We start from the raw sequence: 15902 nt of genomic DNA, 5'->3' as shown, positions 1-15902 counted from the left end.
ATCCAGGGAAGGGAAAGAGGTATCCTCGGAACAGAAAGAGATATCCCTGGAAGAGAAGTCCTGCTAACTTTGCAACTAAGCTACTTCGCAGTCTAGCTCCGAGCACCCAAAAACTATGGATCGCCCTACGATAAGTCATCATCGGTTCGCCTTTCTCAGTGATTCCTTTATCTTAGTTGATTAGTTAGCTTCCAGTCGCTACGTTTTTAAGCGGACGCTCTGCGCTTTTCTTAACGGTTCGATGTAGTTCTCATTTAGTTAAGGGTAACTTCGGATCTGGTCAAGCCTATACGGATATAATGAAAATTTTACTTCACCTGTCGTAGTAATTGTGATAAACTGAAATTACTACGACAGATGAAGTAAATTGGAATGTGGGAAGGGGGATCAACTTTTTGATTAGTAGTGATGTAATTCGGGGCTACAATGATACGATTATTCTTTATTTATTGTTAGAAAAAGAGTCCTATGGATATGAAATTTCGAAAAGAATCAAAGAGTTATCTGATGATAAGTATGTCATCAAGGAAACCACCCTTTATTCAGCATTTAATCGTCTTCTGAAAAAGGGTTATATTGAATCTTTTCATAGAGAGCAAACCTTTGGAAAAAAGCGAACGTATTATAGAATTACCGAATCAGGATTGCTTTATTATCAAGACAAGTGTAGAGAATGGGAGTTAACAAAGGAAGTTATTAACCAATTTATTAGGGAGGATTATCTATAATGGATACCATTATTAATTACGTCGATAATATGTTTGCTTCATTACCGAAGTCTACGGAAATGAAGCAGTTAAGGGATGAACTTCTGGCTAATATGGAAGAGAAGTATCATGAATTAAAGCAAGCTGGTAAAACGGATAATGAGGCAATAGGGGTTGTTATTTCTGAATTCGGTAATATTGACGAAATCATCGAAGAGTTCGACATTTCGCAAGAAGGCGATGTTGCGAAACAACCATTACTAACGGAGCAAGAGGTGGAGGATTATCTTCAGGTAAGTAAAAAATCGGGTCAATGGATTGGAATAGGAGCGGTTTTGTGTATTTTCGGTTCAGCCATGTTTGTGCTTTTACTAGGTTTATTTGAAAATGGATACATGAATGGCTTGACTGTGGAAACAGGAATGTATATCGGAGTAATTTTACTATTATTATGTGTAGCTACTGCGGTTGGCTTATTTATCTATGCGGGAATGCAATTAGATAAGTATAAATATATTAGTGTAAAGGGGAATTTTGATTTACCAATCGATTTAAAAAGTAAAATAAAAACAATGAATGACGCTTACCAGCCAACGTTTACGATCATTATGATTGTTGGAGTTGTTCTAATTATACTATCTCCAGCAGTTCTTCTTAGCATGATTGCTTTTAATGAAAATATGGCTAACTTTGGTGTGTTTATTATGTTAGCACTTGTCGCAGTTGCAGTATATTTATTCGTATATTTTGGTAATATGTACGGCGCATACGATAAACTTTTAAAAGGGGGTGCAAAACGAACCAAAGAAAAAGATGAAGATCGTGTCATTGGTGCCGTAGCTTCGATAATTTGGCCATTAGCCGTAATCGTGTTCTTGATAAGTGGTTTCATTTATGGTCTATGGTATATTAATTGGATTGTGTTTCCTATTACGGGGCTGTTATTTGCTATGTTTAGTGGAGCTTATTCTATCCTGGTAAATAAAGAAGAATAACTAATTTTGAGTCCATCCATTACACTTGTATTACTAAAGCATATTTCAACTACCGAGAATGCTTTAGTAATGCTCCGGACCAGTTTGAGTTACTTATTCACAAATACCAGCGTATAGTTTTCTTTGGGAAATTAAAGTAAATTCTGCCGAAACCAGTTGCTTTTACTTTAACAAAAGGGAAAAGTGAATCAAAGATTTTCAAGTTTAAAATGATTGGTGAAAAGTCTAAACTTATTATATAAAGTCTACATTTTTACAGGATTCTTTCATACACTTCTCTTAGAGGTGATGAAAATGGCAAGAGTAAAATATACTGACAGTGACGTAGCTTTAATGGCGAGGATGATGAGAGCAGAAGCAGAAGGTGAAGGAAAACTGGGGATGCTTATGGTAGGTAATGTCATTGTAAATCGACTAAAAGCTAACTGTTTAGATTTTGAAGGTTTAAGGACCATACCGAATGTCATTTATCAAGTACAAGGTGGAAATTATTCATTTGAAGCAGTACAAAAAGGGAATGTTTTTTATAATAGAGCAAGAAGTGCAGAAAAAAGATTGGCCAAACAAACGTTAGACTACTGGAGAGAGCATCCTTCCAAATATTCTCTTTGGTATTTTAATCCATATGGTGAATGCCCTTCTTCATGGTATGGTCAACCATTTTCAGGACAATACAAGGAACATTGCTATTATGAACCACAGGCTAATACTTGTGAAGGCGCTTATAGATGGTGAAAATCATAAAATAATCAACACATTTAGATAATGCCTTTCCACACTTTTTGAAATATTCTCGAACTCATTTGCCCAAATAATTAAATCTATATTCTATTAATGGGAAGATGGATTTGAAGAATAAACCAACCATTATTAATCTCTGCATCCATTTTTCCTTCCATTTTTTCCACCAGTTTCTTAGACAGATACAGACCAATCCCACTTGCTTCTGTATTTGTTCTGCTAGTAATTTCTGTATAGAAGCGCATAAATACTTTTTCCACGGCAACTTTGCTATCTGGTTTGATGTCATTTTTTACAATAAAAACGATATAGTCATCTTCGTTTCTATAATAGATAACCGCTTTACTTTTGGCATAACGAATGATGTTTTGTACGATATTTTGAATAACGCGCGTAAGCATTAATGGATCGGCAATAATTTGTCGGTCCATTATTTGTTCAGGAAAATGCAGTTCAATGTTCTTTTCTTCCAATTGTTCATAATAAGACAAGAAGTTTTCTTCCACTAAACTGGCTAGGGAAACGGAAGTTAGGCTGATTTCTTTTTGATTTGTTTCAATCCGTGCTAAATCATAAAAATGGTCAGTCATTTCAATTAATCGTTTGACAGAACTTTCGATAATCGATAAATAGCGTGCTCTCTCGGTTTGGTCTGTGGTTGCATCCAAAAGTTGAACATATCCTTTAATTGAAGTAAGAGGTGTGCGTAAATCATGTGAAAGACCTACGATGGATAATTTCACATTCTCTTCTATTTTCTTTGCTTGGAGATTTTTCTCCTCGAAAGCATCAATTATTTGGTTCCATTCATCGATCAATTCCATCAAGGCCTTATCACGAAAAGCAAGTGAGAGCCTACTGCCAAAACTAGCACGAGTTGGCATTTCTTTAACCTCTTCTTTCAGTTTTCTTAATTCCCGTTTTAGAAAATAAAGATAAACAAGGAGCGCCAATGCTAGGAAGACAAATATCCATCCCCACATTTCATTCACGCCCCTTTCCTTAATCAAATTTGAAGCCTATGCCCCATATTGTTTTGATGTAATTAGTATTTTTTTCATTTAATTTATTTCGTAAATTACTGATATGCATATTAATTGTTTTATCATTACCAAAAAAAGCTTCATTCCATACACTTTCATAAATATTGGCACGGCTGAATACTTTCTGTGGATGATCTAGAAAAAGTAAAAGAATAGCATATTCACGCCCAGTAAGGTGAATGATTTGGTCATTCACTTTCACTTCACGCGTATCCAAATTGACACTGATATTTTGATAATGAATCTCTTTCCTATTACCTATTGAAGCTTTTGATGCATGGCGTAATTGAATGTCAATTCGTGCAAGTAATTCCTTCACATCAAATGGCTTAATAATGTAATCATCTGCCCCATTTGTCAGTAGTTCTAATTTTGACTGTTGATCATTCTTTGCTGAAACTACAATAACGGGGATAGTGGAGTTCTGCCGTATCTCTTGAAGAAATTCTTCGCCATTCATCCCTGGAAGCATCAAATCTAAAAGAACTAGATCCACTTGATTTTGCGAAAAAAGTAACTTCCCTTCCGTACCTGAATACGCACTTAATGTTGTAAAACCATGTAAATCTAGTGCGTCTTTCATCAGTGAATGAATGGCACTATCGTCTTCCATAATTAATATTGTAGCCATACTTATCGACCTACTTTATGTCCGTTCGTTTAAAAAGAAAGATTCCTATTGTTGATGATACCACAATGGTTATCAGACTGACCAATACCATCACAGGAAATTTCGCAATATCTGCTGGGTTGGCAAAATCAGAATAGAACAAAAACACTTCAGAAAACCAGTATGTCACATGCTTAAAATGTGTAGTTTGTTGAAAAATATCCGGAAGAAACCCTGTCGCAATGGTATATAGGAAACTCCAAATAAGTGCGATACCACTATTTTTGGTTAGAAAACTAATCGTCACATAAATGGAGACATTCGCCAAAATTAATAAATAAAGCGTGCTAAAGGATTTGATAGCGTAGATAAAGTAATGATTAATTTCAGCTACTTCACCAAACTCAAATATTACGGTAAAACTTATGATGCCAACCACGGTCATTACAATCGTCCCAATCAGTGATAGGAGTGCTGCCATCACAAATTTTGATAGATAATAATGGGTGCGACTACGTCCTAAAGACAAGGCATTTCGTATCGTTCCATTTTGAAATTCTTCTCCAATAAAAAAACAGATAAAAGCACTAATAACAAGTAAAACAGTTAATCCGTTTTTCTCTGTCATTAGAACCCCTGTTGCTCCATTGATAACTGTATCGACAACTTGGACAAGTTCCTTTCCATAATCTACTGATATCTTACTATTCACGGCTTGCAGGATAGGAAGAATAGTGAAAATAGCTAGAACAATCCATAGTTTTTTACTTCGAAATAATTTAATTCTTTCAGCAGTTAAAAGATTAAGCATGCGAATTTCCCCCTGTTAATTGTAAAAAGTATTCCTCGAGTTTTTGTCTTGTTGTACCAATCCGTGACACGTTCACATCAGCTAAGACTAAGGAACGGTTGATGTTAGCAACATCATCTATACGTTCATAGATGTTAATACTTGTACCATTTACAACTTCATAATCATTTATCTCTAATTCGTCTAATACAACGACTGCTTTTTGCACCTCCGTTGTTTCTAGTTCAATGTACTGACGAGTTTCATGGGCTAACTCTTCTTTCGAAAGTTCGTTAATAAGTTTTCCATCATGCAAAATACCATAATGAGTTGCGACTTGTGAAAGTTCATCAAGCAAGTGACTGGACAGTAAGACCGTAATACCGCGTTCCGCCACTAATCGCTGAATAATTTCACGCATTTCTACAATCCCCGATGGATCTAGTCCATTTGTCGGCTCGTCTAAGATTAAGAACTCAGGATTAGTAATAAGTGTGGAAGCAATTGCTAAACGTTGACGCATGCCTAAAGAGAAGTTTTTTGCTTTCTTTTTACCTGCATTACTTAGATTCATTAAGTGGAGTAAATGATCAATCTCTCGTTCACTTACACCACCATTTGCTGCTTGGACTTTCAGGTTTTCTCGAGCCGTTAATTCTGGATAAAGTGCTGGAGTTTCAATTGATTGTCCCATTTTTCTTCGAGCTCGTTGTACTTCTTTCTTCCCTGTTTCTCCAAATAGTTCAATGTCACCTTCATCGATTTTGATCAATCCCATAACCATGCGCATGAATGTCGATTTCCCTGCGCCGTTCTCTCCGATTAGTCCGTAAATCATCCCACGTTTAATTTCAATCGATACTTTATCAAGTGCTTTATTTTTGCCATATGTTTTGGACACATTCGTTGCTTTAAGAATTGTTTCTGACATATGTTATCACCCTTTCCATGTTGATGATTCTTATAATAAGTGGGAGGTATAAATAATTTAACTAGAAAAGTATAAAAAAAGTGTAAAGAATTATTTGCACTCCCTACATTGCTAATTCGAAACAGGAGATGATTTTTTATATCCTTCAAGTATATTTTTTCTCCCTTATACATAATGTTTTACAAATGTTCGATTTAAACAATAACGAACAAAGCGAGGAATAAAAAATGGAAAAATCCTTGAATCGAAGGCAATACAAGATTTATAACTTATTAAAAACAGAAGATGATGTAAAAGTAAATGAATTATCTCAAAAATTCAATGTAGCAGAAATGACAATTAGAAGAGATTTAGAGAAATTAGAAGATTATGGCTTAGCAAAACGCACATTTGGAGGCGCTATCTTATCTGCTAATACGGATATTACCTTTAATCGCCGTAATGTATTACATGTGAAAGAAAAACAATCGATTGGCTATGTTGCAGCACAATATGTTCAAAATGGTGATTCTATATTTATTGATGCTGGCACAACAACTTCGCATTTCTCTCGTTATTTATCAAGTAGTTTGGCGATTTCACTTGTCACAAATGGAGTGAATATTGTTTCAAACATTCATGATTCGAACAAAGAAAAGATTTTGTTAGGTGGTATTTACCGAGAATCTACGAGGTCTTTAGTTGGGCCAATTACCCAATCTCACTTAGATCATTTATATTTTGATAAGGCTTTTTTATCTGCTTCAGGCTTTTCAGTAGAGAAGGGATTTACAAACTCGAACAGCTTAGAAGTTCAAATTAAACAAAAAGTGATCAAACAATCGAATGAAGTCAATCTTCTCATAGATAGTTCCAAATTCGAAAAAAATTATCTCCACAAAATCGGTAATTTGCATGATATTCATCGTATTTTTACAGAGAAAATGCCACCAGACAATCAGAAAAATGAGATTGAGCAAGCAGGAGTAGAACTTGTCATATGTGACACCTTCTTATTATAGGATGATAACGTTAATAATCACATGATGTGATTCATTAAAAAAATGGATAAGGGAGAGGTCAAGCTATGAAAAAGAAAGGTTTATTATTGTTGTTATTATCGGTCTTATTTGTTTTGTTGTTAGCTGCTTGTAATGGGGACACAGAAAGTGATGGAGAGGATGATTCGGGAAATGATGCTGGTGAAGAGAATACGGATGGCTATACTTTTGGTTATACTTCGATGACACAAAACAATCCTTTCTTTCAAGTTTTGGAAGAAGCCATTAGAGAAAAAGTGGAAGCAAACGGTGATGAGTTAATTACAACCAATCCAGCGATGGAGGTTGAGTTACAAATTAACCAGATTGAGGACATGATTGCCCAAGGTATTGATGCCATTTTTCTAAATCCGGTTGACTGGGAAGGAATCAGACCTGCATTAGTGATGTTAGAAGAAGCAGATATCCCGATTATTAATTATGATACCGAAGTGAAGGATTTTGAATATGTGACAGCCTATGTAGGATCTGACAATAAGAATGCAGGAAAGGTAGCAGGTGAAGATTTAGTAGAAAGGTTCCCAGAAGGGGGAGAAATAGCAGTTTTAGACAGTCCGACCATGAACTCGATTAATGATCGTATTGAAGGCTTTATGGAAGCAATTGAAGGGCATGACTTTGAAATTGTTGCCCAACAGGATGCCAAGGGTGATTTGGAAACTGCGCTTGATATTACGGAAGATATTCTGCAGGCACACCCTGACATCATTGCGATAATGGGTGGGAATGATCCAACTGCTCTAGGTGCCTTAGCAGCGGCAAAGTCCAATAACATACAGGATATTGCGATCTACGGTGTAGACGGTTCACCAGATGCAAAAGCTGCTATCGCAGAAGGTGGTCCATTTGTAGGTACAGGTGCTCAATCGCCGATTTCAATCGGAGAAATGTCTGTTGATGTAGCCTATCAAATCTTAAATGGTGAAGATTACGAAGAGAGAACACCCGTAGATACGTTTTTAATTAACGAAGAGAATGTGGAGGAATATGGGGTGGACAGCTGGCAATAAATCAGGACTCTACCAAACAATTGGGTTCTTGTTAACCTCTAAGCGTCAGAAACTAGGCGACATCACGAAATTGGTTTTAACCATTATTAGTGATTTCTCATGTTATAGCTATTGGCATTTCCACTGGGATCATAAACCAAGTTGCTAGGTCTTACAAATGTTGTAGCAAAGGTATAAAGCGAAGGCAGCCCACTTCAACTCCTGTGGAAATCGTTTGGCCTGAAGATCCACTTTTACGTGCGGGGTTTGCTCATAAAAGTTAACCCCACGGAAAGGGAAGTGGGTAGCCGAAGCGGTAGTTAAGTAGTTTATTTAATTCCATAATGGCTACTAGAGGAAGCGAAAAATTTTAACAGTTAGTGATAAGGGCTGAGCGAATTTTGCTCGTTTTTTCTTAACAAGGTCCAGAAAAGAGGTGATGGTATGAGTGTAGAGCTATTAAGTATGAAGCGAATCACCAAGTCATTTCCAGGAGTAAACGCATTAAAAGAAGTTGGATTACAGCTGGAGGCTGGTGAAGTGCATGCTTTGTTAGGAGAGAATGGTGCTGGGAAATCAACATTAATTAAAGTTTTAGGTGGAATCTACCAGCCAGATGATGGTGACATTTTTGTTGATGGAAAGAAAGTGACAATAGAGAAGGTTACCGATGCTCAAGTAAATGGAATCAGTATTATTCATCAAGAAATTGTGCTCGTTCCTTATTTGTCGATAGCAGAGAATATTTATTTAGGAAGAGAACCGTTAACTAAAAGTGGTTTTATTGATATGGAGAAAATGATAGAGGATTCGAAAAAATATTTAGCAGAATTTGGACTGGATTTGAATCCAAGAACGACCATTAAAGAATTGACGGTAGCGCAACAACAAATGATTGAAATTATTAAAGCGGTATCATTCGAAGCGAAAATTATTGTTATGGATGAACCAACATCCTCCTTAACCGATAAAGAAGTAAAGGCATTATTCCAGACTATTCGCAGTTTAAAAAAGCAACAGGTAGGCATCATCTATATTTCCCACCGAATGGAAGAGTTATTTGAGATTACCGATCGCATTACTGTCATGAGAGATGGTGAATATGTTGGAACCGTTAAGACGAAGGAAACAACTAATGATGAATTAGTAGCGATGATGGTAGGGAGAAGCTTAAGTAATATCTATTATCGAGAAAAAGGATGGAAGACTAGCGAAACCGTATTAGAGGTGCATCACCTATCGAAGCAAGGTGTCATCAAAGATATTAGCTTCGATTTGAAGAAAGGTGAAATTCTAGGTTTTTCAGGTTTAGTAGGGGCAGGAAGGTCAGAGTTAATGAGGTGTATATTTGGTATTGATGACTATGATAGCGGGGAAATTCTACTGAATGGCAAGCATGTAAAAACTGAACAGCCTAATGATGCGATGAATCAAGGATTAGCATATGTACCGGAAAGCAGAAAGGATCAGGGGTTATTCCTGTCTAAAGCAGTGGATTATAATATGTCGATAAAAATTCTCGATAAATTTATAAAAGGCTTGCGTGTAAACGATAAAGTCGAAAAGCAGCAGGTAGATCACTATATTAATGAATTAAATATCAAGACACCCCATGCGAAGCAGACGGTAAGAAATTTAAGTGGCGGAAATCAGCAGAAGGTATTAATATCAAGATGGCTTGCTACGAAACCTAATGTATTAATTTTAGATGAGCCAACAAGAGGGGTAGATGTTGGCGCTAAGTTTGAAATTTACTCTATCATGCAAAAGCTAGTTGAAGAAGGTGTTTCGATCATTATGATTTCATCGGAATTACCAGAAGTTATTAACATGAGTGATCGAGTAGTGGTGATGTATAAAGGAAAAGTCGGAAATATTTTAGAAGGAAACGAAATCAAACAAGAGCAAATTATGTATTACGCTACAGGAGGTGGAGAAAGATGACTCCATTAACCTATGAAAATGGTAAAGAATCGATCTGGTTTAAAATCAGCCATGCTGTTACGGGGTTTGTTAGAGATAATATGGGGATTTTAATTGGATTAATTGTTTTATGTACCTTTATTTCGATCATGAATCCTGATTTTTTGTCTTCTAACAATCTCATGAATGTATTAAGACAAACCTCTACCAACATGTATTTAGCGATAGCGATGACGATGGTCATTATTTTAGGTGGGATCGATTTATCGGTAGGCTCTATTATTGCGGTAACGGGCGTTGTAACAACGCTATTAATTGCAATGTTAGGTTTCCCTGTCTGGGCGGCAGTTGCGGCGGGATTATTAGTCGGCATGCTTTTCGGTGCATTTAACGGCTATGTAGTCGCCACTACGATAATCCCTCCTTTTATTGTCACCTTAGCGACAATGAACATCGCCAGGGGAGCAGCTTATGTTTTTAGTGACGGAAAACCGGTAAGAGTGATGTCAGATTCCTTCAATAACATTGGTTCTGGTTATATTGGCGGATTTCTGCCAGCTCCTGTCCTTTATTTAATCATTATTCTTATCATTGCTTATATCATAATGAATAAAACGAAACTAGGAAGATATATGTATGCGGTTGGTGGTAATCCGGAAGCAGCTAAATATGCCGGCATAAACATTAAGAAGATCAAGATCTTCGCTTATACTTTTAGCGGTCTGATGGCAGGTGTTGCGGGGATCGTTTTATCTTCGAGAATGTTCTCTGGCCAGCCGACAGCAGGTGATATGGCGGAGTTAGATGCAATTGCCGCTGTTGTATTGGGTGGAACAAGTATGACAGGTGGCTCAGGTAAGATCGGTGGAACTGTAATCGGTGCACTTATCATCGGTGTTTTAAGCAACGGTCTCAATTTAATGGGAGTCAGCTCCTTTTGGCAATATATCGTAAAAGGTACGGTGATTCTAATCGCGGTATACGCTGATGTTATTAAGAAGCGGAATCAATTGTAAGTTTGTTCATACCGAAAGGGGGGGATATTATTGCGCAAGGGAGTTGCAATTGCTGGTACGGTAATGGTTGATGAAATTAAATCAGTAAATGGATACCCAGCTAAATCAGAATTAACGACGATTGAGCAAAGGAAACGGTCAATGGGGGGAGCTGTTTCCAACTGTTCACTATCTTTGGCTCATATCGATCCGACTCTTCCAATTGAAATCATTGCTTATTTTGGAGAAGACGAGAAAGGACAATATTTGTATGAAGGCTTTTCAAAATATAACAATGTCGATTTGAGTAAGGTTCAGTTTACGGGAGAAACGCCATTTACTGATGTTATCTTTGATGAATCCGATAAAACAAGAACCTTTTATACCTATAAAGGAAACTCTACCTCTTTTAATGAAGATGCTTTTCCATTTTTAAATATCCAGGCGAAAATTTTGCATGTTGCATATGTCCTGTTGTTAGATGCTTTAGATCAAGAGGATGAGCAATACGGGACAAAGCTTGCTAAACTATTATATCTCGCCCAAAAAGAAGGGATTCAAACTTCCATTGATATCGTAAGTGAAAATAAAGATAGATATGAAAAGCTAGTACCACCTGCATTAAAATATACGAACTACTGCATTGTGAATGAATATGAAGCTGGGAAAAGTACCGCAATAACATTGCGTGGACAGAATGATAGATTACTAGTGAACAATATAAAAAAAGCATTAACTAAGATGAAAAGCATAGGTGTACAAGATTGGGTAGTCATCCACGCACCTGAAGCTAGCTTTGGGTATAACGGGGAGGAATTTTATCGTTTACCATCTTTATCGATTAATAAAGATAGCATAAAAGGAACGGTTGGAGCAGGTGACGCGTATGCAGCTGGGATTCTCTATGGTGCGGAGAAAGGTTATTCATTATATGAGTCAATGAAAATAGCTACCGCTAGTGCTGCTTCCTCCTTGTTAGAAGAAGATAGTGCTTCCGGTGTGAAAGATATACAAACATTAAAAGAGATGTATGATAACTGGAAGAAACGCGAAGATGCTTTTCTTCTATAAGGGGGATAAATCATGTTAGTTACATTAAAAGAAAATCTAGAAATGGCGGAGAAAGGGAATTATGCAGTTGGTGCTTTTAATGTTCCTACTTTGGAAGCTGCCCGAGCAGCACTTGAGGCAGCGGAGGAGTTAAAAGCTCCGATTATTTTGGCGCATGCCGAGGTTCATAATGAGCTAATGCCGCTAGAGTTTATTGGACCCATTTTAGTAGAATTAGCCAAAAAAGCAAGTGTACCGATTACGGTTCATCTGGATCATGGCACTCAATTCGATTTAATCAAACAAGCGATTGATATTGGTTTCACCTCTGTCATGATTGATGCATCCCATTTACCTTTTGAAGCAAATGTAAGAGAAGTGAAGAAAGTGGTAGAATATGCAAGGAAACAAAATGTTTCGGTCGAGGCAGAACTGGGAGTGATGACAGATTCGACAATAGGTGGCGGTGAAAGCTATGACGATTCCGACAAAGGCGATGGTATTTATACCGACCCGGAAACTGCCAAAGTATTTGTAGCGGAAACAGATATTGATGCACTAGCTGCTGCGTTTGGCACTGTGCATGGCATTTATTTAGAGGAGCCTAAGCTTGACTTTCACCGTTTGCAACAAATCTATCAAGGAACAGGTAAACCAGTTGTCATGCATGGTGGTTCCGGCCTTAAAGAAGAGGACTATACTCAAGTGATCAATGCAGGAGTAAGGAAAGTCAATTATTATAGCTATGCAGCCAAAGCAGGCGCTGAAGCAGTAAAGCATTATGTTAACCACAAGGAACATATTTTTTATCATGATATAACGGCAGTCGCCAAAAAAGCGATGAAACAAAATTATCAACGCGCTATTGAAATATTTATGAATTAATAGTAGAAAGCTTGCAAGCACGCCTAAACAGGGTGTTGCAAGCTTTCTTTTTATAAGTTAAGAAGTTATAAAATCAGTGCAATGACTGCGTTAAGCGAAGTAGTTATTTTGAAATGTTTTATGTTTATTTGCCAACGCTCCGACTAATTACTTCGCTTTATATGGGCACTGCCTCAACTAACTTTGCAAAGTGGATTTTCGGCTCGTGCTATTCCCGCAGGAGTCTCCGTAATTAGTCTCCGCTATGAGAAGGTGCAACAACTCTTGTCAGAAGTAATAGGTTGACTTTTTACAATGGACAAAGTGAACAATTGCTATTTGCCATAATAAAAGCAACCGTATTACTTCATGCTAGCGTTGTAGGACAATACTTAGCGAAGGCCGCCCACTTTCACTCCTGTGGGAATTGTTTGACCTGAAGATCCACTTTTTCAAGTGGGTTTTGCTCGAAAAAGTTAGCTGAAGGACAAACCCCACGGAAAGGGAAGTGGGCAGCCGGAGCGGTGGTTAAGCTGTTCAAGTATTTCATAATCGATGTTAGAGAAATGGTAAATCTTTAGCTTTTAGTTATAAGGAAAGAGTGGTTTTGCTCAGATTTTCTTATTGTGAAAAAACCCCCTATAGTACTCATATTAATAGTATAATGGATTAAGCATTGTATGTCCGTGTGATAGCTTTAAATATTTCACTAACAACAAACTCCACACATTATTAAGGAGGATTTATATGCAAACTGTTGCTACAAGGAAACAACGGTTTATTGCTTTATTGATTGACTGGTTATGTATCAGTGCATATCTCATCTTACTCTTCGGCATCATGCAATTAGTCTACCTGGTCGCTTTTAATGGAATTCCTGCATTTTCAAATTGGCAAACACAACTTATTGCAACGTTAACCTCTGTGCTTCCAGTCATCATTCTACTTTCGATTCTTGAAGGCGGCTCTCGCGCTTCCACTGTTGGCAAAAGAATCAAAAAGGTAAAAGTAAGCTATCCTGATTATCCCAAAATAAGAAGTACGGTACGCAATATTGCGAAATTTCTACCGTGGCAGCTAGGCCATATGGGAGTTATTCATGGAATGTATCATGATTTCAATTGGATAGCCATGGTTTATATTAGTATCTCGATGTTTTTAGCATTTCTTTATATTATCATGGTCCTTGTACGTCAGGATCATCGTCATTTAGCAGATTTATTAGCAGGAACAACGGTAGTAAAACAGTAAAAACCTTTAAATCGCGGATGCGGTGCATGATCAATCATAGTATAATGAGGGCACAAAGGATGATCGTTATGTTCGAAGGAGTATTTCAATATGAATAAAACATATTTTATGTGGATCGCTATTCATTGCCTTGTATGGCCATTAGCTTTTTGGGGATCGGATTTGACTTTATCTTTACAACAGTTGTCCAGTTTCTGTTTGTTTTTGATTATCTTGTTCCTATTCCCACTATTTGCAGACAAATCGCTTTTACAAACGATATTATTCAGCACACAGACACTGACACTGTTGCATATTTTTTACCCTGTAAACCAGGATTTCAATCCATATTTGTTACTTGTACAAGCGTTGGTACTTGCAGAAGCAGTTTTTAGATTATCGTTGTTACAAAGTATGGTTGTAATGTTGGTTCAGTTTGTCGGGTTATGCTCAATCCTGCTGCAAACTAGCCTCTCCACGAACCAATTAGCATGGGTCGGATTGTTTTACCTATTAACTATGATCGGATTATTGTACTTTCAGCTTGTAAAAAGACGTGAAATAGAGGTCAGAGAAAAGAACGATGCCTTATTAGATGAATATAGAAGGATGAAAAGGCAGCTGGTTACGGAGGAAGAACATGCCAGGCAGGATGAACGGATGTTGATAGGGCATGAAATTCATGACTCTGTTGGTCATAAACTAACTGCTTTGTTAATGCAATTAGAAGCCTTTCGTATAACTGTGAATGAAAAAGATCAAGAAAAGGTCAAAAAATTGAAAGAACTTGCCGAACAAAGTTTGGAAGAAACGAGGCGAGCTGTCAAATCCTTTAAACAAACTGAAGTCGGTGGTTTACAAGGTCTCATCCGATTAATTCGTAAGTTAGAAGTGGAACGATTTATGAAAATCAATTTTTCGGTAAAGCACGGAGCATTTGCCGCATCATTGACAGGCGAACAGTCATTTGCAATTTACCGCGCTGTACAAGAGGCACTAACCAATATTATGAAGCATAGTTCTACAAGAGAGGCTCACATCTCTTTTGAAACACCGGGGGGTAGTATTTTTCGCTTTGAAGTGATGAATCCTGGCAAAACGAGTCCTTTTTTTGAAGAGGGGTATGGGTTAAAAGCGATGCGAGAACGTTTGGAAAAAGTGGGCGGTTCCCTAGATATACATCATGATGAGCGGCAGTTTGTAGTAAGCGGCAGTATTCGATTAACGAAAATGGAGAGGATAGAATGATAAAGGTTTTGTTAGCAGAGGATCAGGTGATGGTACGACAAGGGTTAAAGGCAATGATCGAAACGGATGAAGAAATAGAAGTAACCGGGGAAGCGGATAATGGTAGACAAGCTGTAGTGTTGTGTGAAAAACAGTTATTCGATGTTGCGGTGTTAGATATTCGCATGCCTGAGATGGATGGAATAGAAGCGGCAAAAGTATTACGCTCGCGTTTCCCTCATTTGAAAATATTAATGCTGACAACGTTTGATGATAATCAATATATTATGGATGCGTTAAAAGTGGGGGTTAGCGGTTATATGTTGAAGGATGGAGATACCGAATCACTGATACGCTCAATTAAGAGTGCAATAAAAGGAGGACTTTCCCTCCAAGATCAGGTGGCGGCAAAAGTGGTTCCGGAATTACTGAAAACCGAAGAACAAGAGTCAATTGATCCAACGTTAACACCGAGAGAAAGAGCAATCCTGAAATGTATTGGAGAAGGGCTGAATAATAGAGAGATTGCAGAACGATTGGGACTTTCAGTAGGTACAGTAAAAAATCAAACTAGTCAAATATTAGATAAACTAGCATTACGAGATCGGACTCAATTAGCAATATATGCTATTCGCCATCGTCTAGTATGATTGCAGAAAAAATGACTAAAGTAATATATGTAAGAAGAGTTCATGACCAGGGTCAGTAGTGACGTTGGTCTTTTTCATTTACGATATATAGTAAGAAAGGAAAAAAAGGAGGAAAAC

At 37.3% G+C, this 15902-nt stretch carries 16 protein-coding genes; 12 read left to right on the top strand and 4 right to left on the bottom strand.

All coding sequences use genetic code 11. From position 1 onward, the window contains the following. Positions 1 to 395: 395 nt before the first annotated feature. The 3 genes from D569_RS0100570 to D569_RS0100560 all read left to right on the top strand — a co-directional run bounded on the left by D569_RS0100570 (position 396) and on the right by D569_RS0100560 (position 2437). A complete protein-coding gene (locus tag D569_RS0100570; protein WP_018930442.1) occupies positions 396 to 728 on the top strand; it encodes a PadR family transcriptional regulator in 333 nt (110 codons plus the stop codon). Continuing rightward, positions 728 to 1702, top strand: a complete 975-nt coding sequence (locus D569_RS0100565; RefSeq protein WP_018930441.1) for a permease prefix domain 1-containing protein — start codon at positions 728 to 730, stop codon at positions 1700 to 1702. Before D569_RS0100570 ends, D569_RS0100565 begins: the two co-directional genes overlap by 1 nt. A 294-nt stretch (positions 1703 to 1996) precedes the next feature. Continuing rightward, a complete protein-coding gene (locus D569_RS0100560) occupies positions 1997 to 2437 on the top strand; it encodes a cell wall hydrolase (RefSeq protein ID WP_018930440.1) in 441 nt (146 codons plus the stop codon). Between the two features lie 86 nt (positions 2438 to 2523). Here D569_RS0100560 and D569_RS0100555 read toward each other — a convergent pair whose 3' ends face one another. Genes D569_RS0100555 through D569_RS0100540 form a run of 4 tightly spaced genes read right to left on the bottom strand, consistent with a single transcriptional unit; the run spans position 2524 to position 5817 of the window. Further along, entirely contained in the window at positions 2524 to 3426 is a 903-nt protein-coding gene (locus D569_RS0100555; RefSeq protein ID WP_018930439.1) for a sensor histidine kinase, read from the bottom strand. A 19-nt stretch (positions 3427 to 3445) separates the two neighbouring features. Then, positions 3446 to 4117 (bottom strand): response regulator transcription factor, encoded by a 672-nt coding sequence (locus D569_RS0100550; RefSeq protein WP_018930438.1) that lies wholly within the window; start codon positions 4115 to 4117, stop codon positions 3446 to 3448. A gap of 10 nt (positions 4118 to 4127) precedes the next feature. After that, complete coding sequence (locus D569_RS0100545) at positions 4128 to 4907, bottom strand: ABC transporter permease (protein WP_018930437.1); 780 nt, start codon at positions 4905 to 4907, stop codon at positions 4128 to 4130. After that, positions 4900 to 5817: an ATP-binding cassette domain-containing protein gene (locus D569_RS0100540; protein WP_018930436.1), complete on the bottom strand. Its 918-nt coding sequence runs from the start codon at positions 5815 to 5817 to the stop codon at positions 4900 to 4902. The genes D569_RS0100545 and D569_RS0100540 overlap by 8 nt, the downstream gene beginning before the upstream one ends. A 227-nt stretch (positions 5818 to 6044) precedes the next feature. On the opposite strand from D569_RS0100540, the gene D569_RS0100535 reads away from it, so the two are divergent. From D569_RS0100535 to D569_RS0100495, 9 genes are all read left to right on the top strand, one after another. Next, entirely contained in the window at positions 6045 to 6818 is a 774-nt protein-coding gene (locus D569_RS0100535) for a DeoR/GlpR family DNA-binding transcription regulator (RefSeq protein WP_018930435.1), read from the top strand. A 65-nt stretch (positions 6819 to 6883) separates the two neighbouring features. Beyond that, the gene (locus D569_RS0100530) at positions 6884 to 7867 is read left to right on the top strand and encodes a sugar ABC transporter substrate-binding protein (RefSeq protein WP_018930434.1); all 984 of its coding nucleotides are present in this window, start codon (positions 6884 to 6886) and stop codon (positions 7865 to 7867) included. A gap of 423 nt (positions 7868 to 8290) precedes the next feature. Next, on the top strand, positions 8291 to 9790 hold the full coding sequence (locus D569_RS0100525; RefSeq protein WP_018930433.1) for a sugar ABC transporter ATP-binding protein: 1500 nt from the start codon (positions 8291 to 8293) through the stop codon (positions 9788 to 9790). Next, the gene (locus D569_RS0100520; RefSeq protein ID WP_018930432.1) at positions 9787 to 10785 is read left to right on the top strand and encodes an ABC transporter permease; all 999 of its coding nucleotides are present in this window, start codon (positions 9787 to 9789) and stop codon (positions 10783 to 10785) included. The genes D569_RS0100525 and D569_RS0100520 overlap by 4 nt, the downstream gene beginning before the upstream one ends. Before the next feature lie 30 nt (positions 10786 to 10815). Next, entirely contained in the window at positions 10816 to 11835 is a 1020-nt protein-coding gene (locus D569_RS0100515) for a carbohydrate kinase family protein (protein ID WP_018930431.1), read from the top strand. A 12-nt stretch (positions 11836 to 11847) separates the two neighbouring features. Further along, positions 11848 to 12699 carry a class II fructose-bisphosphate aldolase gene (locus tag D569_RS0100510; RefSeq protein ID WP_018930430.1) on the top strand — a complete coding sequence of 284 codons (852 nt, stop codon included), beginning with the start codon at positions 11848 to 11850 and terminating at the stop codon, positions 12697 to 12699. Between the two features lie 726 nt (positions 12700 to 13425). Further along, entirely contained in the window at positions 13426 to 13929 is a 504-nt protein-coding gene (locus D569_RS0100505) for an RDD family protein (protein WP_018930429.1), read from the top strand. A 90-nt stretch (positions 13930 to 14019) separates the two neighbouring features. After that, on the top strand, positions 14020 to 15156 hold the full coding sequence (locus D569_RS0100500; RefSeq protein WP_018930428.1) for a sensor histidine kinase: 1137 nt from the start codon (positions 14020 to 14022) through the stop codon (positions 15154 to 15156). After that, positions 15153 to 15785 (top strand): response regulator, encoded by a 633-nt coding sequence (locus tag D569_RS0100495; RefSeq protein WP_018930427.1) that lies wholly within the window; start codon positions 15153 to 15155, stop codon positions 15783 to 15785. Before D569_RS0100500 ends, D569_RS0100495 begins: the two co-directional genes overlap by 4 nt. Positions 15786 to 15902 lie beyond the last annotated feature (117 nt).

It is taken from the genome of Gracilibacillus lacisalsi DSM 19029 (genome assembly GCF_000377765.1).
In the GTDB taxonomy this organism is placed as follows: domain Bacteria; phylum Bacillota; class Bacilli; order Bacillales; family Amphibacillaceae; genus Gracilibacillus; species Gracilibacillus lacisalsi.
Note: the sequence above shows the minus strand (reverse complement) of the source record. Positions and strands in the feature narration are given on the sequence as shown.